Annotated in this window: 16 protein-coding genes; 14 read left to right on the forward strand and 2 right to left on the reverse strand. The window is 67.7% G+C overall.

Annotation, left to right across the window (positions count from 1 at the left end; all coding sequences use genetic code 11):
- Window positions 1–278 precede the first annotated feature (278 nt).
- From AVKW3434_RS22770 to AVKW3434_RS22795, 6 genes are all read left to right on the forward strand, one after another.
- Window positions 279–803, forward strand: coding sequence for a sigma-70 family RNA polymerase sigma factor (locus AVKW3434_RS22770; RefSeq protein WP_272548815.1), 525 nt, complete (start codon window positions 279–281; stop codon window positions 801–803).
- Between the two features lie 156 nt (window positions 804–959).
- The gene (locus AVKW3434_RS22775) at window positions 960–1,199 is read left to right on the forward strand and encodes a DUF4880 domain-containing protein (protein ID WP_284407638.1); all 240 of its coding nucleotides are present in this window, start codon (window positions 960–962) and stop codon (window positions 1,197–1,199) included.
- Between the two features lie 105 nt (window positions 1,200–1,304).
- Window positions 1,305–1,715 carry a hypothetical protein gene (locus tag AVKW3434_RS22780; protein WP_284407639.1) on the forward strand — a complete coding sequence of 137 codons (411 nt, stop codon included), beginning with the start codon at window positions 1,305–1,307 and terminating at the stop codon, window positions 1,713–1,715.
- The gene (locus tag AVKW3434_RS22785; protein ID WP_284407640.1) at window positions 1,708–2,385 is read left to right on the forward strand and encodes a 4'-phosphopantetheinyl transferase family protein; all 678 of its coding nucleotides are present in this window, start codon (window positions 1,708–1,710) and stop codon (window positions 2,383–2,385) included. Before AVKW3434_RS22780 ends, AVKW3434_RS22785 begins: the two co-directional genes overlap by 8 nt.
- Before the next feature lie 133 nt (window positions 2,386–2,518).
- Window positions 2,519–2,773, forward strand: a complete 255-nt coding sequence (locus AVKW3434_RS22790) for a hypothetical protein (RefSeq protein WP_284407641.1) — start codon at window positions 2,519–2,521, stop codon at window positions 2,771–2,773.
- A gap of 103 nt (window positions 2,774–2,876) precedes the next feature.
- Entirely contained in the window at window positions 2,877–3,935 is a 1,059-nt protein-coding gene (locus AVKW3434_RS22795) for a formylglycine-generating enzyme family protein (protein ID WP_284407642.1), read from the forward strand.
- A gap of 94 nt (window positions 3,936–4,029) precedes the next feature.
- On the opposite strand, the gene AVKW3434_RS22800 is transcribed toward AVKW3434_RS22795, so the two are convergent.
- Both AVKW3434_RS22800 and AVKW3434_RS22805 read right to left on the reverse strand, forming a co-directional pair.
- Window positions 4,030–4,425: a hypothetical protein gene (locus AVKW3434_RS22800; protein ID WP_284402703.1), complete on the reverse strand. Its 396-nt coding sequence runs from the start codon at window positions 4,423–4,425 to the stop codon at window positions 4,030–4,032.
- 65 nt (window positions 4,426–4,490) lie between these two features.
- Window positions 4,491–5,597, reverse strand: a complete 1,107-nt coding sequence (locus tag AVKW3434_RS22805) for a hypothetical protein (protein WP_284407643.1) — start codon at window positions 5,595–5,597, stop codon at window positions 4,491–4,493.
- Window positions 5,598–5,806: 209 nt separating this feature from the next.
- On the opposite strand from AVKW3434_RS22805, the gene AVKW3434_RS22810 reads away from it, so the two are divergent.
- The 8 genes from AVKW3434_RS22810 (at window position 5,807) to AVKW3434_RS22845 (ending at window position 20,429) form a co-directional block, all read left to right on the forward strand.
- Complete coding sequence (locus tag AVKW3434_RS22810; protein WP_284407644.1) at window positions 5,807–6,028, forward strand: hypothetical protein; 222 nt, start codon at window positions 5,807–5,809, stop codon at window positions 6,026–6,028.
- Window positions 6,029–6,278: 250 nt separating this feature from the next.
- Complete coding sequence (locus AVKW3434_RS22815; protein ID WP_284407645.1) at window positions 6,279–7,322, forward strand: alpha/beta hydrolase; 1,044 nt, start codon at window positions 6,279–6,281, stop codon at window positions 7,320–7,322.
- Window positions 7,323–7,745: 423 nt separating this feature from the next.
- On the forward strand, window positions 7,746–8,024 hold the full coding sequence (locus AVKW3434_RS22820; protein ID WP_272564786.1) for an MbtH family protein: 279 nt from the start codon (window positions 7,746–7,748) through the stop codon (window positions 8,022–8,024).
- Window positions 8,025–8,029: 5 nt separating this feature from the next.
- Entirely contained in the window at window positions 8,030–8,767 is a 738-nt protein-coding gene (locus AVKW3434_RS22825; RefSeq protein ID WP_284407646.1) for a thioesterase II family protein, read from the forward strand.
- Complete coding sequence (locus AVKW3434_RS22830) at window positions 8,745–9,434, forward strand: 4'-phosphopantetheinyl transferase family protein (protein WP_284407647.1); 690 nt, start codon at window positions 8,745–8,747, stop codon at window positions 9,432–9,434. The genes AVKW3434_RS22825 and AVKW3434_RS22830 overlap by 23 nt, the downstream gene beginning before the upstream one ends.
- The gene (locus AVKW3434_RS22835) at window positions 9,431–10,420 is read left to right on the forward strand and encodes a TauD/TfdA family dioxygenase (protein ID WP_284407648.1); all 990 of its coding nucleotides are present in this window, start codon (window positions 9,431–9,433) and stop codon (window positions 10,418–10,420) included. Before AVKW3434_RS22830 ends, AVKW3434_RS22835 begins: the two co-directional genes overlap by 4 nt.
- Before the next feature lie 20 nt (window positions 10,421–10,440).
- Window positions 10,441–15,813 carry a non-ribosomal peptide synthetase gene (locus tag AVKW3434_RS22840; RefSeq protein ID WP_284407649.1) on the forward strand — a complete coding sequence of 1,791 codons (5,373 nt, stop codon included), beginning with the start codon at window positions 10,441–10,443 and terminating at the stop codon, window positions 15,811–15,813.
- Window positions 15,813–20,429 carry a type I polyketide synthase gene (locus AVKW3434_RS22845; protein WP_284407650.1) on the forward strand — a complete coding sequence of 1,539 codons (4,617 nt, stop codon included), beginning with the start codon at window positions 15,813–15,815 and terminating at the stop codon, window positions 20,427–20,429. Before AVKW3434_RS22840 ends, AVKW3434_RS22845 begins: the two co-directional genes overlap by 1 nt.
- The last annotated feature ends 7 nt before the right edge of the window (window positions 20,430–20,436 follow it).

A 20,436-nucleotide genomic window follows, 5' to 3' on the forward strand; every position in this document is an offset into this window, starting at 1 on the left:
GCATTGGCGCCTTCCCCCTGTCTTCATCTTCCGCGCTCGCACGTCTTCATGGGTAAGGTCAGTCACCGCGGATTCGCGGTTTCTTTCTGTCACCAATTAATAATAATTCTCATTAACATTTCATGGATGATCGATGAAATAGTTCATGAAATAACCGCTTGCTCTTTTGGCGCAGGATGGCAACGGGGCGGTAGGCGGGCGACCCGCCGGGCCAGGGGCAAGGCAGTCAGCCGCCCCGGACCGTGGCGATTTATTCAGTTCACTGGGAGGTGCTGTACATGTCTTTGCATTCGTCCGGGCCATCGCTCGGAGAGGTGTTCGTGGCCAACCGGGCGCAGCTCTTGCGCGTGGCGCACAAAATCGTTCGCACGATGGATCTGGCGGACGACATCGTGCAGGACGCCTATCTGCGCATCGTCGGCGGTGCGAGCGAACGCAAGATCGACCAGCCTATCGGCTACTGCTGCCAGGTGGTGCGCAATCTGGCGCTCGACCATTGCCGGCGGCAGGCCGTGGAGCGCAACTGCGTTGCCTCCGGCATGGATGTCGAAGCCCTGGAGGTGGCCGGGCCCGGGTCGCCCGACCGCCTGATGCGCGACCGGCAGCTGGTGGGCCTGATCGAAAAGGCGCTGGCGGACCTGCCCACGAGAACCCGCGTGGCATTCCAGCTGTACCGGCTCGACGGCATGACGCAGCGCGACATCGCCATCTCGTTGGGCTGCGCCCTGGGGCTGGTCAACCGGCTGATCGCCGAAGCCACCCAGGCCATTGCCGCCTTGCACCACCTGCTCACGGACGATTGAGCCGTTCGCCACGGCGCCATCGAACTCCGCACTTTCCGAAAAAGCGCTTTGCCCCGCGAGGCCTACTTGCGGTAAGGTGGCCGTCAGCCAGGGCCGGTGCATCCGCATCCGGTCGGTTGGTCCACCGATGCGCCGCGGCGCGAGCGAGTTTGAGGCATGACACAAGCCGACCCCCATTGGGCCGTGGCGTGGGATTGGGTGCAGCGCGAGTACGACCGCGAGAATTTCGACCCGGCAGCCCGCGAGGCGATGATGCACTGGCTGGCGGCCGACGAGGCGCACCGCAAGGCGTACGACAAGGCGGCGCGGCTCTGGCTGCTGGCCGGCCTGACGGCACCCATGGGCGACCTGGAGGAGAGCACCTCGGTGCAAGCCCTGCCCAAGGCGCAGGACTGATCCGTCTGTCTGGCTGCCGGCGTCGTGCGGCCATTTCCTCTCCACCGCCCAAGGACGTATCCATGTCAACCAGCGGCCTCGACTGCGACGACGAGACTTTCCTCGATGCGTGAACCGAATTGGTTCGTGGACAAAGGCAACAATGCCGCGCTGATCGCCGACTTGCGGGATCCAGGCGGTACACCGGAGGGGGCGGGGGCCTGGAAAAGCGCCGGGCTGTTGCGCCTCCCGCTGGATGCGCTCGCGGTGGCTTACCGGGTGTGCCAGAACTTTCGCCACACCGAGCCAGGCGCTTTACCCGTGCGGTGGCACGTGTTGGCCGGGCGGCAGGACCGCATCGATCCGTCGAGCGTGCAGGCCTGGTCGGCAGAGTCGAGCGCGGCGCGCACGCGCGGCTGGCTAGACGGCGGGCACTTCTCTTCGCGACCACAGGAAAGCCCCTTTCTGGCGCCGTTCGTGTGCCGCCTGGCGCAGACCACAGCGGGGGGTGCGCGTGCCGCTGCAGCGCTTGCTTGAGCCGTTGCCGACGGGCATCGAGGGCTACTGCCTCGACTTCGATCTGGAAAGCGATGGCGCATTGCCCCTGGACGTTCTGAGTCCGGCAGAGCGGGTGCGCACCAGCCGGTTCCTGCGGGCGGCGGATCGCCGGCGCTTTGCCGAAACCCGCGCGGCCACCCGGCGCTTGCTGGCCGACCGCCTGGGCTGCGGGCCCGCCGAGGTGCCGCTGGCGCAGGATGCCCATGGCAAGCCGTTCGTTGACCGGCGTGGCGAGGTGCCGCTGTTCAACGTGTCGCATTCGGGAGGCCATGCCCTGATCGCCGTGGCGGACCCGGGTGCCGTCAGCGTCGTAGGCATCGACATCGAGCGATGCCGCGGAGGACTGGACATCGATTCCCTGGCGCAGACCGTTCTGACCGATCGTGAGCGCGTCGCGGTGGCCCGGGCGACCGATCCGCAGCGCGCCCTGTACCAGTGCTGGGTGGGCAAGGAAGCGGTGCTCAAGGCCATCGGCGTGGGCATTGCCGAACACCTGCGTTGCGTGGGCATTCATCCCGGCCGGGACGGCCGGTGGTCGGTTGAAAGAACCGTGCCGCAATGGTCCGGGCTGGAGGCCATGGCGCTCGCGGCACCGCCGGGCTATGTGGCGGCGCTGGCATGGCGCAGCAAGCTGCCGGCTCCCGTTTAGAAGGCCGAGGTCTACCGCATCCGCCCGCCGCTCGCTGCCTTCAGGGCATGAACGGGCCGGTGCACACCATGGGAATGGACGGGCAGCGCAAGCGGCTGGCGCTGGTGCCTGTCTCGCCGTGGAGGGGGCCCCGATGCTGATGCCCGACGGATGGGTGGACGACCGAGACCTCACCTTTCGCCGCCTTTTCTACACCGAACTGCGCTCGGGCGGGCACCTGCTGGACGTCATCTCCCGCGACAACCGCGACGTCCACCTGGCCGACCGCGTGGTGGCCAGGCAGGCAGGTGGCGTGGCCCACGCAGGGCAGGGCAGGGCGGGGTGGAAGGGCGGCGGGCACGGTGAATCGATGAAAATTTGCTCCTATTTTTGTAGCAATATGCCGTAGTGATATATGCCGTGGAAGCCAATTTGGCTTGAACCCTTCGCAGGCCACCCCCGCCCGCATACACTGATCCCCTCCGGTCTCCGGGACCCTTCAGGGAATCGCCATGCGCCCTTCCACGCTCCGTGTTCTGTCTTCCCTGTCGGCGGTGCTGGGGCTGGCGGTTCCGACCTTCGCGCGTGCGCAGCCGCCCGCCGCCACGGTCTGGACCAATTCGATCGGCATGCCCTTCGTGCGCATCCCGGCCGGCCGCTTTCGCATGGGCAGCGACGAATCCCCCGAGGCCCTGGCGGCGTCCTACCCGCTCATGGAGCGCCAGCGCTTCACCCTGCTGGCGGACGAGGCGCCCGTGCACACCGTGCGCATCCGCCGCGCGTTCTACCTGGGCCAGACCGAGGTGACCGTGGGCCAGTTCCGCCGCTTCATCGAGGCATCGGGCTACCGGGCCGAATCCGAGGCCGACGGCACGGGCGGCTATGGCTACAACCCCGGCTACGACCCGGCCAGCACCGCGCGCGGCGACGCCTTCGAGGGGCGCGACCGGCGCTACTCCTGGCGCAACCCCGGCTTTGCGCAGGGCGACGACCATCCCGTGGTCAACATCACCTGGCACGACGCGCACGCGCTGGCGGCATGGCTCAGCAGCACCGAAGGCCACCGCTACCGCCTGCCGACCGAGGCCGAGTGGGAATACGCCTGCCGCGCCGGCAAGCGCACCCGCTATCCGCACGGCGACGATCCTGAAGGCCTGGTGCGCCATGCCAACACGTTCGATCAGGACGCCGTGCCCTACTGGCCCCGCTGGCAGGCCCAGGCGCTCCAAGGCCACGACGGCCATGCCTTCACCGCGCCGGTGGCCAGCTACCCCGCCAACGCCTTCGGCCTGCACGACATGGTGGGCAATGCATGGGAATGGGTTTCGGACTGGCACGGCGACACCGCCTATGCTGAGTCGGCGCGCGACGATCCGCAGGGCCCTGCGCAGGGCAACGTGCGCGTGCGCCGCGGCGGCTCCTGGCACACCTGGCCGCTGTATGCGCGGTGCTCGTACCGCAACTGGAACAGCCCGGACACGCGCTACACGCTGGTGGGGGTGCGGCTGCTGCGGGAGATCGACGGTACGGACGCGTTGCGAAAAAAGACCGTACCGCCTGCTGCGCGCTGAGGGCCATGGCGGCCCCGGGCCGTGCGCCGCTTGAATGGCGGTCCATCCGCAGCACGGCGACTGTCGGACAGCGTGGCTTCACGCTGCCATGCCGTCAGTCCGCGGGTGCGGGCTCCTGCACGGATTGAAGAATCGCCAACAGCGGATCGTTCGGGTCGGGCCGATGGGTTTCCGGCCGGGCCGGGTCCCAATCCGGGTTGTTGCGGTTGAGCCATGCGCCGACCACGATGTCGCGCGCCAGCGCCCTGCGCTCCTCGGCCAAGGCTTCCAGGGCCTCCTGCGTGGGAGGAGACTCCGACGACGCATCGGGAGCGGGCTCGGATTCGTACAGCTGCTGTTCCACGTTGGCCACGGCTTGCTCGAAATCGCGCAGCACATAGTGCGCCAGCAGGGCCCGTTCGTCGAACGGGGGCGGCGGTGCATCGCCAGCGGTTTCAAGGGGCGATGCGTCAGAGGTCACAGGGGTTTCAGCGAGGTATTCGGTGGTCATGGCAGGTCTTGCGAGATGAGGTGGCCGAGGCGGCGATCAGGTTCGTTGTGAGCAATCGACCGGCATCACCAGCTGGACTGGTATCGCTGGTATTGGTTTGACATGCGGTAAGGGTCGAAATGCGCCATGTCGTGCTTGAACACCGATGCCGCATGCGCGAGTGACTGGTAGGTGTGCGCCGCCGCATGGAACGGGTAGGCCGCCTGGTTGAGCGCGGTTTGCACCCTGTGCTCGGCCCGATAGACGGCCGACTGCACCGCTTGGTCGATGCGATGCCCCATGTTCTGGATCTTGTGTTCCGCCCGGTGCAGCGCGTTGTCCATGCGGTGCAGGCCGGAGTGGACCGCGTATTCCGCACGGTTCACGGCCGACTGGATGGCCTGATCCGCCCGGTACATGGCGTGGTCCACCCGGTGGGCCGCGGATTGCACGGCGTGGTCCACGCGGTACGCCGCCGACTGGACCGCGTGGTCCACCCTCTGGGCGGCGGAGTGCGCGACCTGTCCCACCTTGTGCCGCGCCGCATTCACGCCATGGGCCACGGCCGCGCCTGCGAGCAGCGCGCCGCCCACGCCCACCATGGCCACCTGGGTCGCCTGGTGCAGGGCTGCGTTGCCATACCGCTTGGCTTGATGGGCCAGCCGGCGCGGATCGAACCGTTCCATCGTCGATGCCAGGGAGGACGCCGCCTGGCGCGCTCCTTGCGACATGCCATGGGCCGTTTCCCCGAAAAACGCACGGGCATGGCCTGCCGCCTGGGAATAGGCCGCCTGCGCGCGTTGCCGATGGTCGGCCTGTGCCAGGCGATGTTCCCCCGCCAGTTGCGGATAGCTGAAGTTCGGACGAGACGCGGCATGGGACTCGGCGCGGAACGCCGAATAGCCGTTCTTGAGCTTCTGCACGTCGTTCTGCATGCCCTGCGATGCCTGGTGCACGGCCCCGTGGGCGTGCATCGCGGCGTTGGAAAACGCCTGCATCATCGGCGAGCGGCCGCGCGGGGCCATGCCACCGCTCTGCGCCGGGTTCTCGCGGCCCTGCAGCCCGTTGAAACCGCTCGAGGACTTGCTTTTGCCGCTCGGCGTGCCGGGTGTGGCGGAAGGTGCCGGTTCGGCCGAAGCGCCTGCTGAACCCATGGCGGTCCGCAGCTTGTTGAAGCTGAATATCGATGTCATTTACCGTATCCCATGCAAAAAGAGGGGGCGACTGCAACCGGACGGCCGGCTTCGTGTCGTGGCTGAAGGGGATGGTGCCGCCTGGCTGGGCGCGCTGCCTGGAGCGGGCCGAACCGATCGGCGTGCAAGCGAAGCCCGCGCAGGCCCCGCGGACTTTTTGCCGGCCGCGCCCCGCCACCCGCGGGAACACCGTTTGCCAGGGCATCGGCATGTCCACGCAAGACGACGAAGACCCCATCCAGCGTGCGCGCCGGCTTCGATCGGCCGCGGTGGCGCTGCGGCAATCACTGCACCAGGCGGCCGAGCGCCTGCATCTCGCGCGCACGGCCCTGGCCGAGCAACAACGCCAACGCGTGGACCCCGACCGGGTGGAAGGAGGCCCGCGCGCCACGCGGTTACCACACGACCCGACACGGGGCGGGTTCCGCTGAGGCCGGCAGGTCAGGCACGGGCCAATGCCATCGATCCTTTCTTTTTCGCGCATCCCTTCGCGCCCTGGCGTGGCCTGCCTGCGCCCCGTGACCGGGCGCACGGCGCGTGGATCTGTCCTTGCCGTCAAATTTGCCGTCAAACGCGCCTCCTCTGCGCCGCACGGTACACCGGCGTGGCGTCTGACGCGGCTCGGCCCAAGCCCTCCATAGAGTGACCGCTCATCCATTCACCGTTTCGAAGGAATGTCCCATGAGCGACGAAAAGCACGGCGAGCCCAACCCCATCGTCAACGCACTGTCCAACACCATCGCCGCGATCCGTGCCGACGATGACCAGCTCGAACTGGCCAAGGCCCACGAAGCCCTTCACCCCAAGGCCATCGAGAAACTCAGCGTGCAGGAAGCTCGCAGCCAGCCCACCGTGGCGGATGCCGTGAAACACCTGCTGACCCAGCAGGGCCGCGCCACTGACCCCACCGCGCTGGTGCCCGGCGTGCGCGCCACGCCCCTGTCCATCGACACCGACAACGGCCCCCTGCCGGCCACCGTGTACACACCGGAAGACGCCACCGGCCAGGGCACCGAGCTGCCCGTGGTGCTGTTCTTTCATGGTGGCGGCTGGGTCATCGCCGACAAGGAGGTCTATGACGGCGGTGCCCGGGGCCTGGCCAAGCAGGCACACTCCATCGTCGTGTCGGTGGACTACCGCCAGGCACCGGAGCACAAGTTCCCCGCCGCCTGGGACGACGCCCTGGCCAGCTACCGCTGGCTCACCCAGTTTGCCTCCCGCATCGGGGGCGACGCCCGCCGCCTGGCGCTGGCCGGAGAGAGCGCCGGCGGTAACCTGGCCGTGGCCACCGCCATTGCGGCCAGGGACGCCGGCCTGCCGCTGCCCCGGCACGTGCTGAGCGTGTACCCCGTGGCGCAGACCAGCCTCAACACCGAGTCGTACCTCGAAAACGCCATCGCCAAGCCGTTGAACCGCGCGATGGTGAAGTGGTTCGTCGACCACCTGGTGCGCACAGAGGACGACCTGGCCGACCCCCGCCTGTCCCTCGTCGACGCCGATCTGCGTGGGCTGCCGCCCGTGACCATCATCAACGCCCGCCTGGACCCGCTGCGCAGCGACGGAGCGAAGCTGGAAGACGCCCTGCAAAAGGCCGGCACGCCGGTGGAGCGCCGGGAATACGAAGGCGTCGCGCACGAGTTCTTCGGTGCGGCTGCGGTGCTGGAGAAGGCGCGGCTGGCGCAGGCCTACGCGGGGGATCGTTTGCGGGAGTCGCTTGCCGTTTGAGTGCCATGCCTGAACACGCCCGCATCGTGCATGAGCGGGTGTGAGAACTCTTTGGATAGGTGGCTCGGGGGAGCCTGATGCGTTCCTCACCGCCTGCACGCCGAACCCGTCGTTCGCAGCATCGATGGCCGGGCAGATGAGGTCACGCGAGTCGCGGTTGTCAATGCCTGTTCCCCATCGAGAAACAGGCAGGTCACTGGGGAGGCCCCGCAGAAGCCCTCACCCCGGTGTGGTCGACGAGGACGGGACGCGCAATTGCGCCCGCTACAGCCCGACCGGCAGCGTGGTCATTTTCCAGCGCGACAAGGCCGGTCAGCCTTGGACGCCTGACTCGGCATGAACAAAAGCAATCTCCGATCGTCTCGTTAGACAAGCGTTGGCCTTGCCGACTCCATCACTGTTTAACTGCATAAGGACGATCTCATGTCTACAAGCTGCTTCGACCGCGAAGACGAAACCTTCATCGTGCTGGTCAACCATGAAGAGCAATATTCCATCTGGCCCCATTGGAAAGCCGTCCCGGGCGGCTGGACCGCCGTGGAGGGTGTCAAGGGCGACAAAAAGACGGTGCTTGAGTATGTAGACCGGACCTGGACTGACATGCGTCCCAAGTCCTTGCGGGTATGGATGCAAGAGCAGGAGCGTGCTCGTTCGGATGCCGGCTCCCTCCGGCTGGAGACGTCTGATTCTGCTGCCGGTTGACCGGCATGGCTGCCCCCCTGAACCTGCTCTGCCTGCCCTGCGCCGGCGCCAGTGCCACGATGTATTTGCGCTGGCGCCGGCAACTGCCGCAGTGGATGCATCTGGTTCCCGTGGAGTTGCCTGGGCGCGGAGGCCGTTTGGGCGAGCCGGCCGTCGAGGACTTCGCACAGATGGTGGCGTTGGTTTGCCGCGAGCAGCGCAGTGCCATGCAAGGACGCTTCGTCCTGTTCGGGCACAGCATGGGCGCGCTCTTGGCCTTCGGCATGGCGCGCCATCTGCGTGCCACGGGGCGCGAACTGCCACTGGCCGTGGTCGCTTCTGGCAGTTCCGCGCCCTCACGCCGCGATCCGGAGCGCTTTGCTCGCAAGGGAGACGATGAGGCATTGATCGCCGATCTGCGCAAGCAGGGCGGCACACCCGAAGACGTCTTCGCCAGTCCGGAGCTCATGCGCATCACGCTGGACGTGCTCGGGGCCGATTACCGTGTCTGCGAAAGCTTTGCCTATGCGGCCGAGCCACCGCTACCCATGCCGCTGCATGTTTTTGCGGGGCGTGAGGATGACATCGCGGCCGAGCGCATGGACGCCTGGTCCGCCGAGACGGCAACGGGCTTCTCGCTCGACTGGTTTGATGGCGGCCATTTCTTCATCAAGCAGCATGAAGCCAGGGTGCTGTCCGCACTGCAGCAACGCTTGGCATGGTCGGTGGCAGGAGAAAGCCATGCATCTCGCGCCCATGCCTGATGCGCTGCCGGCGGGCATCGAGATCTTTCGCCTGGATCTCGATCTGCAGGCCGACGCGCAACAGGCACTGCAGCACCTGACACCCGAGGAGCGCAGCCGCGCCCGGCGCTACGTGCGGCGGGCCGACCGGGTGCGCTTCGCGCAAACCCGCAACGCTGTGCGTTGCCTGTTGGGGCAGCGGTTGGGCTGTTGTCCTTCCGAAGTACCGCTGTCCATGGGGCCCCATGGCAAGCCTTTCGTGGATGAGGCGCCGCAGTGCGCACCGGTGTTCAACGTCTCGCATTCGGGAGACCACGCATTGATTGCTCTGGCTGATCCCTGCGGCGTCATGCACCTGGGTGTGGACATTGAGCAGCAGCGCAGCGATCTCGATGCGGATGTGATGCTGGACGTCGTGTGCACGGCTCAGGAGCGCGACAGCGTGCGCAGCGCCCCTGACGTGCTCTCGGCTTTTTACCAGCGCTGGGTGGGCAAGGAGGCCGTGCTCAAGGCCATCGGCATCGGTGTGGCCGAGCACCTGTGCTCCATCGACATCAGTCCCCAAGCGGATGGGCGGCTAGCGATTGCCAGCGAAGTCCCCGAGTGGAATGGTTTTCAAGCAATGGCGCTGCCAGCGCCGCCGGGCTACGCGGCAGCTCTTGCGTGGCGTACCAAGGAATCGACATGAACGAAACCCTTCAGCGCTTCGAGCGCAAGGCACCCGCCGGATCTCTTCTTCCTCTGCTCATGACGCCGGCCCACCGAGGCCAGGACCTGCTTGCCGCGCTGCAGTCGCTGCGCCGCGACATCGACGAGGCGCTGCTGACCACGGGCGGCGTGCTGTTGCGCGGTTTTTCCGTGCCCGATGTGGAGACCTTCCAGCGCTTTGCTTCCGCCTTCGGCCATCCGTTGCTGAAATACGAATTTGCCTCCACGCCACGCAGTGCGGTCGAGGCATCCAGCGGCGCGGGCGTCTACACCTCCACCGAGTACCCGGCCCACCAGAGCATCCCCCTGCACAACGAGCAGGCCTATACGCGCGAGTGGCCCATGAAGATCTGGTTTCACTGCGTCACCGCGTCGCCCGAGGGCGGAGAGACGCCGATTGCCGACAGCCGCGCGGTCTACCGGCGCATTCCGGCGCATATCCGAGAGCTGTTCGAGCCCGGCATTCTCTACGTGCGCAATTTCGGCGAAATGGACGTGCCCTGGCAGAAGGTCTTCAACACCGAAAGTCGCGCCGAGGTCGAGGCTTTCTGCCGCCATGCGCGCATGGACTGGGAGTGGAAGGAAGACGACGGCCTGCGAACGCGCCAGCTTTGCCAGGCCATGGAAAGCCATCCCGTGACGGGCGAGATGGTGTGGTTCAACCAGGCGCACCTGTTCCACATCTCGGCGCGCGAGCCCGAAGAGCGCGAGGTGCTGGAAGAAATCTACGGCATCGAGAACCTGCCGCGCAACACCTTCTTTGCCGACGGATCGACGATCAGCGACGACATCTTTGCCGAGGTGCGCGCCGCGCTCGACGCCGAGACCGTCAGCTTCCCCTGGGAGCAGGGCGACGTACTGATGCTGGACAACATGCTCGTGGCCCATGCGCGCTCGCCCTTCAAGGGACCGCGCAAGGTCATCGTCGCCATGGCCGAGCCGCGCAGCAATCTGGATCGTTTCTGAGAACCCGGGAGGCAGCTGACATGCTGAGTGGACAAAGTGCAATCGCAGCAGAGGGGCAGGCGCCGGCCAGCCTGGTCGAGCATCTGAGGGGGCTGGCGCAACAGCGGCCCGATGACATCTGGCTCACCGTGGCCGCCATGCAGGACGGCCACTTGGTCGAGCGCCACCACAGCTATGGCGACTTCGAGCGCCGCGTGCGAGCGCTGGCCGCCCATTTGCAGCACCGTTGTCCTGCGGGCGCGCGTGCCTTGGTGATGATGGACAACGACGAGCACTATGCCGCCAGCATGCTCGCCTGCTTCTACGCAGGCGTCATTGCCGTGCCAGTACCGCCGCTGGAATCGCTGCGCGCACAGCATCTGGAACGGCTTTTGGGCATCGTCGGCGACGCTGGCGCCGCCTGCGTGATCAGCACGGCCGAAGTCATTGAAGCCCTGCCCGGGGCCGATGCGCGCTTTGCCGGCATCGCCGCCATGGCCGCCGATCGCATAGACCCCGCTGATTCACCCGCATGGGTCCCCCATGCACCCACCGGCGCCGACATCGCCTTCCTGCAATACACCTCGGGCTCGACCTCGGCGCCCAAGGGCGTGATGGTCAGCCACGGCAACCTGATCGCCAACGAGGCTGCCATACAGCAGCGCATGGAAATAGGCGCGGGTGATCGCTTTGTCTCATGGGCGCCGCTCTACCACGACATGGGCTTGATCGGCGGCCTGCTGCAGCCTCTGTACAGCGGGCTGCCGCTGGTGCTGACTTCGCCGCGCCTCTTTCTTGAAAGCCCGGTGCGCTGGCTGGAGCTGATCTCGCGCCACCGCGCCACCATCAGCGGCGGCCCCGACTTCGCCTACCGGATGTGCCTGGAGCGCATCAAGCCATCGCAGCTGGCGCAACTGGACCTGTCGAGCTGGCGACTGGCCTATACGGGCGCCGAGCCCGTGCGCGCAGACACGGTCTCGGCCTTTGCGCAGCGCTTTGCCCCCTGCGGCCTGCGGCCCGACGCGGCCTATGCCTGCTACGGCTTGGCCGAAGCCACCCTGTTCATCACGGGCGGCGCATGGGGCGCGGGCGTTGCCGTCACGGCCTTCGACACCGACGCCCTGGGCCTGGGCAAGGCGGAGCCTGCCAGCAACGCTGCTGAGGGTGCCGAGGCTTCCCAGACCTTGCTCGTGGGCTGCGGCCCTGCCGTTCCCGGCCATGCTGTGGAAATTGTCGACCCCTACAGCCTGAAGGTTCTGGAATCCGGCCGCGTGGGTGAAATCTGGGCGCGCGGCCCCAGCATCAGCCAGGGCTACTGGGGCAAGCCGCAGGAGACGCAACAGGCCTTTGTCGAACATGCCGGCCAGCGCTGGCTGCGCACGGGCGACCTGGGCTTTGTGCACGGCGGCCAGGTCCATGTGGCAGGTCGCATCAAGGACCTGATCATCGTGCGCGGCCACAACCTCTATCCGCAGGACATAGAGCGCGTGGTCGAGGCCGAGGTGGAAGCCGTGCGCAAGGGACGCGTGGCGGCCTTTTCGGTGGATGGACCTGCGGGTGAGGGCATAGGTGTGGCGGCCGAGATTTCACGCGGCTTGCAAAAACTGGTGCCACGTCAGGCCCTGGTCGATGCACTGGCCGTAGCCGTGGCCACGGTCTTTGGCGAGGCGCCGGCCGTCGTGGTCCTGCTCGAACCCGGCGCCCTGCCCAGAACATCAAGCGGCAAGCTCCAACGCCAGGCCTGCAAGAAGGGCTGGGCGCAGCGCAGCTTGGACGCCTATGCGGTCTGGGAGCGCGGGGCCTTCGTGGAGGCAGTGGATTCCGCGACCAATGCGAATGGCGATGCGGACGCGTCCGGAACGGCCTCCATCGCGCCGCGCGACGAAACCGAGACTGCTCTGGCAGCGATCTGGTGCGAGACCCTGCGCTGCGCCGAACTGCCTGAGGGTGATCCCCATTTCTTCCTGCTGGGCGGCAACTCCCTTTCGGCCGCGCAACTGGCCGCATGCGTATCGGCGCATTGGGGTGTGGACTTCGCGCCCGGACTGCTCTTTGACCGGCCCCGCTTCTCCGAATGCGCGGCTGCATTGCGTGAGCTGCATCAGGCGACTGCCCACGCCAATCGCACCACCACGTCAGGCCCACGCCCAGGCCCCGTGGCGCGCGACCGCGGCGAGGCGCAGCCCCTCTCCCATGCCCAGCAGCGGCAGTGGTTTCTCTGGCATCTGGATCCTGCGGGCACGGCTTACCACGTGGCGGTGGAACTGCGGTTGGGCGGCCTGCTGCATGCGCAACGGCTGCACGCGGCCCTGGAGCGCCTGGTGGCGCGCCATGACGCGTTGCGCACCGTGTTCCGGCCTGCGGCCAATGGCTCTGCCGAGCAGCATGTGCTTGACGCGGGCGGCCTGGAATTCAACCTGCTGGACCTGGGCTCCGATCCACAGCGCGCTGGCGACGAGGCGCTCCGCCTGCGTGCCAGGCCCTTCGACCTGGGCCTTGGCCCGCTGTTGCGCGCGCTGCTGATGCGGCTTGGGCCGCATGACCACCGCCTCGTGCTAGTCATGCACCACATCGTGTCCGACGGCGTGTCCATGCAGAACCTGCTGGACGAACTCGCGCAGCAGTATCTCCATCTGGGAGATCCTGCCGCCGCCGCCGAGCCTGCGGCCCCTGCATTGCAGTACGCCGACTACGCGACCTGGCATACGGCCTGGCTGGATGGCGGGGTGCGAGAGCGGCAACTGACCTACTGGCGCCGGCAACTGGGCAGCGATCATCCTGTGCTGGCCCTGCCCAGCGACCGGCCGCGCGCCGCAGTGGCCAGCTACTCGGCCGCCCAGCATGGCTTTGCGCTGCGTGCACCGCTGGTGGATGCGCTGCGCATGCGCGCCGCCGAGTCTGGCGCCAGCCTGTTCATGGTGCTGCTTGCAGGGTTCCAGGCTGTGCTGCACCGCTACACGGGCCAGCCAGTGCTGCGGTTGGGCGTGCCCGTGGCGGGCCGCCAGCATGCGGGCACACAGGGCTTGATCGGCTTTTTCGTCAACACCTTGGTGCTGCAAGCCGAGATCGACGGCCGTAACCCGCTGGCCCAGGTGCTCGCCGCAGCCCGGCGCGCCACGCTGGAGGCCCAGGCCCACCAGGACCTGCCTTTCGATCAACTGGTGGAAGACCTGCAGCCTCAGCGCAGTCTGTCGCACCCGCCGCTGTTCCAGCTGCTGTTCAACCATGTGCATGAGGATCTGCGCGGCTTCGAGCGCATGACGGGCTGCGCGACTGAGGCGGTCGCAGTGCCTGGAGGCGCCGCGCAGTTCGAGCTCTCTCTGGAAGTCCGCGAGCGCGCGGGCGGTGCCGTGCGAATTTGCATGGACTATGCGGCCGAGCTATTTCTTCCCGCCACCATGGAGCGCCTGGGCCAGCACTATGTGCGCATGCTGGAGGCCTTGGCCTCTGACCCGGAGGTTGCCGTGGGCGAGGTGGATTTGCTATCGGATGCAGAACGTGCCCAGCTTGTTTCCTGGCAGACGGGACAGGGCGGCCATGCTGTGCCCGAGCTGGTACACGCTCAGTTCGAGCAGCAGGTGCGCCGCGACCCACAGGCAACGGCCCTGGTCTTCGGGGACGGCGCCTGGAGCTATGGCGAACTCAATGCGCGCGCCAACCGATTGGCCCACCACCTGATTGCGCTCGGCGTGCGCCCCGAAGTCCAGGTCGGCATCGCAATGGAGCGCTCGCTGGAGATGGTCGTCGGCCTGCTGGCGATCATGAAGGCCGGTGGTGCTTATGTGCCCATGGACCCCGAGCACCCGCCCGAGCGCCTGCGCTACATGGCCGAGGACAGCGGCATTGGCGTGCTGTTGATCCAGTCGGGCCTGATGGTGCGGCTGCCGCGTGAACTGCAGCCGCTGTGCCTGGCCGTGGATGCTCTCGACCTGTCCACTCAGCCAGCCCATGACCCTGCGGTCGCCATGCAGGGCGAGAACCTGGTCTATGTCATCTATACCTCGGGCTCCACGGGGCGGCCCAAGGGCGCGGGGAACCGCCACCGTGCGCTGTGCAACCGCCTGGCCTGGGGCCAGCGACACCACCCGCTGGGTGCACAGGACACCGTACTGCAGAAGACGCCGTTCAGCTTCGACATCTCGTTCTGGGAGTTCTTCTGGCCGCTGTCCACGGGCGCCCGCCTGGCGCTGGCAGGGCCTGGGGAGCACCGCGATCCTGCGCGCATTGCGGCCCTGGTCGAATGCCACGCCGTCAGCTGCATTCACTTCGTGCCTTCCATGCTGCAGGCCTTTCTGTCCAGCGGCCATGCCCAGGCCTGCTCGGGGCTGCGGCACATCGTCTGCAGCGGAGAGGCGCTGCCGGCCGAGCTGCGTGACCGTGCGCTGACCATGCTGCCCGGCGCCCGCCTGCTCAACCTCTACGGGCCCACTGAAGCCGCCATCGAAGTCACCTACCACGATTGCAGCAATCCCGGCCCTCAGGCAGTGCCCATCGGGCGGCCGCTGGACCATGTGCAGGTGCACGTTGTCGACGCCAGCTTCCACGCCGTGCCGCGTGGCGTGGCCGGCGAGTTGCTGCTGGGCGGTCTGGCGCTGGCACGGGGCTACTGGGGCCGGCCCGCGCTCACGGCTGAGCGCTTCGTGGCCAGCCCCTCGGCCGAGGCCGGCGAGCGTGCCTACCGCACGGGGGACCTGGTGCGCTGGAACGAGCAGGGCGAGATCGAGTACCTGGGCCGCCTGGACCACCAGGTCAAGATCCGCGGCTTCCGTGTCGAGCTGGGCGAGATCGAGGCCGCCCTGCTGGCCGTCGAAGGTCTGCGCGAGGCGGTGGTGGTTGCGGCGCCGACCGAAGGTGGCAGTCGGCTTGTGGCTTATCTGACCGGCGAGGGCGCTGCGCTGCAGGACCCGGGCACGCTCAAGGCGCAGCTGGTACGCAGCCTGCCCGACTACATGGTGCCGGCCCTCTTCGTGCGTCTGGACACGTTGCCGCTCAACAGCAACGGCAAGGTGGACCGCAAGGCGCTGCCGGTGCCCACGTTTGCACATGGCGACGGCACGCGGCCGTTCGAGGCGCCCGAAGGTGGCGTGGCCAAAACCATTGCAGCCATCTGGCGCGAGCTGTTGCAACTCGAACGCGTAGGCGCCAACGAAAGCTTCTTCGACCTGGGCGGGCATTCGCTGCTGCTGATCCGCGCGCACCGGCTGATCGAGGATGCGTTGGGTAGCGGTCTCTCGGTGATCGACATGTTCCAGTACCCAACCGTGGCCACGCTGGCGCGTCGCATCGAAGCGCAACGTGGCGCCGGTGTCGGATCTGTGTCTGGCGCTGCGCAGGACCTGCAGGCCGACGAACGCGCCCAGCGCCGTCGCGCGGCGTTGCTGGGCCGCCGCGGACTGACCGAGGAGGTGAATTGATGCGTGCTCAGGATGCGGGCTACAGTGGCGTGGAAGTCGCCATCATCGGCATGGGCGGGCGGTTTCCGGGTGCGGACGGTGTGGACGCGCTCTGGCGCAATATCCGCGAAGGCCGCGAATCCGTGACCGTTTTCAGCGATGAAGCGTTGCGGGCCCATGGCGCGGACCAGGCCTTGCTGGACGACCCGGCCTGCGTGAAGGCCGGTGTGGTTTTCGAGGGCATGGACTGGTTCGATGCCGGCTTCTTTGGCTACACGCCGCGCGAGGCGGGTCAGATCGATCCCCAGCAGCGCGTCTTCCTCGAGAGCGCCTGGCAGGCCCTGGAGAACGCGGGCTACGACGCCGAGCGGCTGGATGTGGCGGCCGGCGTGTTCGCGGGTGCGGGCGCCAATCTCTACCTCATGCGACATCTGCTGGGGCGTGCACAGTGGAGCGGCGGCATTGCCGAACTGATCGCCTTGCTCAACGGCAATGCGACCGATGCGCTGTGCACGCGCGTGGCCTACAAGCTCAACCTGCGCGGCCCGGCAGTGACGGTGCAGACGGCCTGCTCCACCTCGCTGGTGGCCGTGCACATGGCCTGCCAGTCGCTGCTGGGCTTCGAGTGCGACATGGCCCTGGCCGGCGGTGTCTGGATCAACTTGCTGCAAGGCGCGGGCTACCTGCACCAGGCGGGCGCCATCCTTTCCTCGGATGGCCATTGCCGTGCCTTCGACGCGCGCGCCGATGGCACCATGCTGGGCAGCGGTGCGGGCGTGGTCGTGCTCAAGCGGCTGGACGACGCGCTGCGCGACGGAGATACCGTCCATGCCGTGATCCGTGGCAGTGCCGTGAACAACGACGGCGCACGCAAGATCGGCTACAACGCGCCCAGCGTGGATGGTCAGGCCGAGGCCATACGCGCGGCCCAGGCCATGGCTGGGGTCGATGCGGCTTCCGTGGGCTACATCGAGGCCCATGGCACGGGCACGACGCTGGGCGATCCCATCGAGGTCGCAGCCCTGACCCAAGCCTTTGGCGAGACAGGGCGCGCGCCTGGCCACTGTGCCCTGGGGTCGGTCAAGACCAATGTCGGTCATCTGGACGCAGCGGCCGGCGTGACCGGCCTGATCAAGGCCGTGATGGCGCTGCGCCACCGCACGCTGCCACCCAGTCTGAACTTCGCCACACCCAATCCGCGCGTGGACTTCGCCACCAGCCCTTTCCGCGTCCAGACCGAGGCGCAGGATTGGCCTGCCGGCCCGTTGCCCCGGCGTGCAGGCGTGAGCTCCTTCGGCATGGGCGGTACCAATGCGCATGTGGTGCTGGAGGAGGCCCCCGCAACGCTGCAAGCCTCTCCACCTAGGGCAATCGAACAGGCCCCTCAATTGCTGCTGCTATCGGCCCGGACACCCCAGGCGTTGCAGGCTTCGGTCAGCCAACTGGCCCGGCATCTGGAGCAGCACCCGGGGTTGGCCCTGGCCGATGTGGCGCACACGCTGCGTGTGGGCCGCAAGCGCCATGCGCATCGACTGGCCGTGCTGGCTCCGGACGTGCCTCAGGCCATCGAGGCACTGGGCCGTCCGCCGGCCCCGGTGCATTTCAAGGGCAGCGTGCTTTCGCCGCAGCCCGGCGTGGCTTTTCTGTTCCCGGGCCAGGGTGCACAGCATGCGGGCATGGCGCGCTGCCTGCACGCGCAGGAGCCCGTGTTCCGCGACATCGTGGACCGGTGCTGTGACACGGTGAGGGGACAGACCGGCATGGACCTGCGGCCCTGGCTGCTGGCGCATGCGTCCGACGAGCAGGCAGCGCGGGCGCTGGCCCGGACCGAAGCCACGCAGCCCGCGCTGTTCATCGTCGAATACGCCATGGCGCGGTTGTGGATGTCCTGGGGCCTGCAGCCCGAGGCCATGCTGGGTCACAGCATTGGCGAATACGTGGCGGCCTGCATTGCGGGGGTTTTCACGCTCGGCGATGCGCTGGATCTGGTCGTTGCGCGCGGCCGCATCCTGCAGTCCACGCCGCCTGGCGCCATGCTGGCGGTCGGCCTGCCCGAGTCTGCCTTGCAGGACTGGCTGGGTCGAGGCTGCGATCTCGCCGCCGTCAATGCGGCCGATCTGTGCGTGCTCTCGGGTCGGCCCGAAGCCATTGCGGCAGCCGAGCAGGCACTGGCAGGCACAGGCGTGCTGCTGCGCAGGTTGCAGGTGTCACACGCCTTCCATTCTTCGCTGCTCGATCCCGCGCTTGACGCCTTCGCTCAGAAGCTGGCCCGGGTTGCGTTCAGCCGGCCCGCCATTCCCTTCGTCTCCAATCTCAGCGGCCGCTGGATCGGTGATGAAGAGGCCCAGGACCCGCGCTATTGGTTGCGACACCTGCGTGGCACGGTGCGCTTCGCCCAGGGGCTGGACACGCTGCTGGAAAAAAGCGACCGCATCCTGCTGGAAGTCGGCCCCGGCCAAAGTCTCACCAGCCTGGCCCGGCGCCATCCCCAGGCCGGCGCACGTCCCGTGCTGGCCTCGCAGGCCGGAGTCAATCGCGAGGAACTCCAGTCCGACCAGCCAGCGCGCTGCCTGGCCCAGCTCTGGACAGCGGGCCTGGAAGCGGCCCAGGCGCCACTCCTGCGCAGCGCGCAGGGTGCGCGTCGCGTGCCTTTGCCTGGCTATCCGTTCGAGCGTGAATCGCACTGGGTTGCCGCCGCAGGACGAGGCCAGGAGACAACGGCGTCCCCGATGTCTTCCATGACGGAGACCCGACGCGATCCCCTCGACTGGCTGTATGCCCCGGTCTGGCAACGCGCCTTGCCTAACTCCCAAGCCGCGGTCGCACAGGCTGGCGGCTGCTTGCTGCTGCTGGCCGAGTCCGGATCGGCGCTGGCTGAGTCTTTGGCGCAAGTCTGGTCCGTCACCCAGTCCGCCCCGCTGGTGCGCATCGAGCCCGGCCTGCGCCACGAGCGTCTGGGCGCTGGGCACCATGGGCTGCGCATGGCCGAGCGTGGCGACTGGATGAGCGCACTGGAGCAGATTGCGGCCGAGGTCGGCCCCGTGGCACGCATCTGCCACCTTTGGAGCCTGGGCGCGTTCGATGACGCACAGGCTGCCGAGCGCTGCCTGCTGGCCCCACTGGCCCTGGCCCAGGCGTTGGACTCCCTTCCTGCGGCGCATGCAGCCGATGGGCTGCAGATGCTGCTGGTCACGGACGGGTTGGAGGACGTGACAGGCACCGAGGCCTTGCAGCCTGCCAAAGCCCTGCTTCATGGCCCCTGCCTCGTGATTCCGCAGGAACTGCCGGGCATGGCCTGCCGCATCGTGGATGTGTTGCCTGCGCAGGAGTGTGCGGCTGATGAAGCCACTGCGCTGGCGCATCGCATTCTCGCGGAGTTCAACGAGCCCGCACAGGCCTGCGTGGCCTTGCGCGGCCCACACCGCTGGGCCAAGCGCTACGAGCGAATCGCGATGCAGACCTCCTCCACGCCCGCGCCACGCCTGCGCCGTGGCGGCTGCTATGTGATCACTGGTGGCCTGGGCGGCATGGGGCTTGCGTTGGCCCGGCACCTGGCGGAGCACTGGCAGGCCAGGCTGGTGTTGCTGGGCCGCTCGCCGCTGCCTGCGCGTAGCCAGTGGCAGGCGCTGGTGCAGGATGCGCAGACGGCACCCGCGCTGCGCGCCCGGCTGCAGCAATTGCTGGACATCGAAGGCCTGAGCGCGGAGCTTTGCCTGGTGGAAGCCGATGTGGGCGAAGAATCCCAATTGCGCGCCGCGTTCGCTCAGGTGCGGTGCGCGTTCGGCGAAATCCATGGCGTCATTCACGCGGCCGGTCTGGCTGGCGAAGGCATGCTTGCAGACAAGCTGGCACCCGCCGTGATGCAGGTGCTCGCACCCAAGCTCCAGGGAACGCGGGCCTTGCTGGCGGCCCTTGACGGGCAGCCGCTGGACTTCATGCTGCTGTGCTCTTCGCTGGCCGCCGTGGCGGGTGGCCTTGGCCGCATCGACTACGCGGCTGCGAATGCCTGTTTGGATGCCCTGGCCGTCGCGCATGGCCGCGGGGCCCGCTGGCCGCTGATTTCTGTGGGCTGGGACGGGTGGCGCGGTGTGGGCATGGCTGCGGAGACGTCCATGCCCGAGGGCGTAGGCATCGGGCCGCAGCAGGGCGTGCGCCTGTTCGAGCACATCCTGGCCAGCCCGGTGCGGTCCCATGTCTGCGTATCCACCACAGACCTCGAAGCGCGCCGCCATGCCGACCTCGCCGCGTTGCTGGCTCAGGCACTGCCTGTGGCCTCGGCAGTGGCGGCCGAGTCGCCATGCGTCCAGGCGCGGCCCGGTGGTTTGGCCGGCTTCGTAGCACCCGAGGGCGAGCTGGAGACCGGGCTGGCCGCGCTCTGGAGCGGGTTCCTTGGCGTGGCTCCTGTGGGCGCCGAGGACAACCTGTTCGAGCTCGGCGGCGACTCCCTCATGGCGATCCAACTGCTGGCGCGCGTGCGCCAGGCCTATGGCGTCGAAATCCATCCTGCGGCTTTGCTGCGCACGCCTACGGTGCGGCGGCTGGCCGAATTCGTTGAAACCCGGTTGATCGAGGAAATCCAGTTTCTGGACGCCGAAGCCGAGCCCAGTCCGACAACCGCCTCGCCGCTCTATTCGTAAGATTGCC

This window comes from Acidovorax sp. SUPP3434 (assembly GCF_030159015.1).
GTDB lineage: Bacteria > Pseudomonadota > Gammaproteobacteria > Burkholderiales > Burkholderiaceae_C > Paracidovorax.

What these genes read in the sequence shown, in the direction of transcription:
- AVKW3434_RS22770 (WP_272548815.1), top strand. Translation starts at nt 279, where the DNA reads ATGTCTTTGCATTCGTCCGGGCCATCGCTCGGAGAGGTGTTCGTGGCC.
- AVKW3434_RS22775 (WP_284407638.1), top strand. Translation starts at nt 960, where the DNA reads ATGACACAAGCCGACCCCCATTGGGCCGTGGCGTGGGATTGGGTGCAG.
- AVKW3434_RS22780 (WP_284407639.1), top strand. Translation starts at nt 1,305, where the DNA reads ATGCGTGAACCGAATTGGTTCGTGGACAAAGGCAACAATGCCGCGCTG.
- AVKW3434_RS22790 (WP_284407641.1), top strand. Translation starts at nt 2,519, where the DNA reads ATGCTGATGCCCGACGGATGGGTGGACGACCGAGACCTCACCTTTCGC.
- AVKW3434_RS22795 (WP_284407642.1), top strand. Translation starts at nt 2,877, where the DNA reads ATGCGCCCTTCCACGCTCCGTGTTCTGTCTTCCCTGTCGGCGGTGCTG.
- AVKW3434_RS22800 (WP_284402703.1), bottom strand. Translation starts at nt 4,425, where the DNA reads ATGACCACCGAATACCTCGCTGAAACCCCTGTGACCTCTGACGCATCG.
- AVKW3434_RS22805 (WP_284407643.1), bottom strand. Translation starts at nt 5,597, where the DNA reads ATGACATCGATATTCAGCTTCAACAAGCTGCGGACCGCCATGGGTTCA.
- AVKW3434_RS22810 (WP_284407644.1), top strand. Translation starts at nt 5,807, where the DNA reads ATGTCCACGCAAGACGACGAAGACCCCATCCAGCGTGCGCGCCGGCTT.
- AVKW3434_RS22815 (WP_284407645.1), top strand. Translation starts at nt 6,279, where the DNA reads ATGAGCGACGAAAAGCACGGCGAGCCCAACCCCATCGTCAACGCACTG.
- AVKW3434_RS22820 (WP_272564786.1), top strand. Translation starts at nt 7,746, where the DNA reads ATGTCTACAAGCTGCTTCGACCGCGAAGACGAAACCTTCATCGTGCTG.
- AVKW3434_RS22825 (WP_284407646.1), top strand. Translation starts at nt 8,030, where the DNA reads ATGGCTGCCCCCCTGAACCTGCTCTGCCTGCCCTGCGCCGGCGCCAGT.
- AVKW3434_RS22830 (WP_284407647.1), top strand. Translation starts at nt 8,745, where the DNA reads ATGCATCTCGCGCCCATGCCTGATGCGCTGCCGGCGGGCATCGAGATC.
- AVKW3434_RS22835 (WP_284407648.1), top strand. Translation starts at nt 9,431, where the DNA reads ATGAACGAAACCCTTCAGCGCTTCGAGCGCAAGGCACCCGCCGGATCT.
- AVKW3434_RS22840 (WP_284407649.1), top strand. Translation starts at nt 10,441, where the DNA reads ATGCTGAGTGGACAAAGTGCAATCGCAGCAGAGGGGCAGGCGCCGGCC.
- AVKW3434_RS22845 (WP_284407650.1), top strand. Translation starts at nt 15,813, where the DNA reads ATGCGTGCTCAGGATGCGGGCTACAGTGGCGTGGAAGTCGCCATCATC.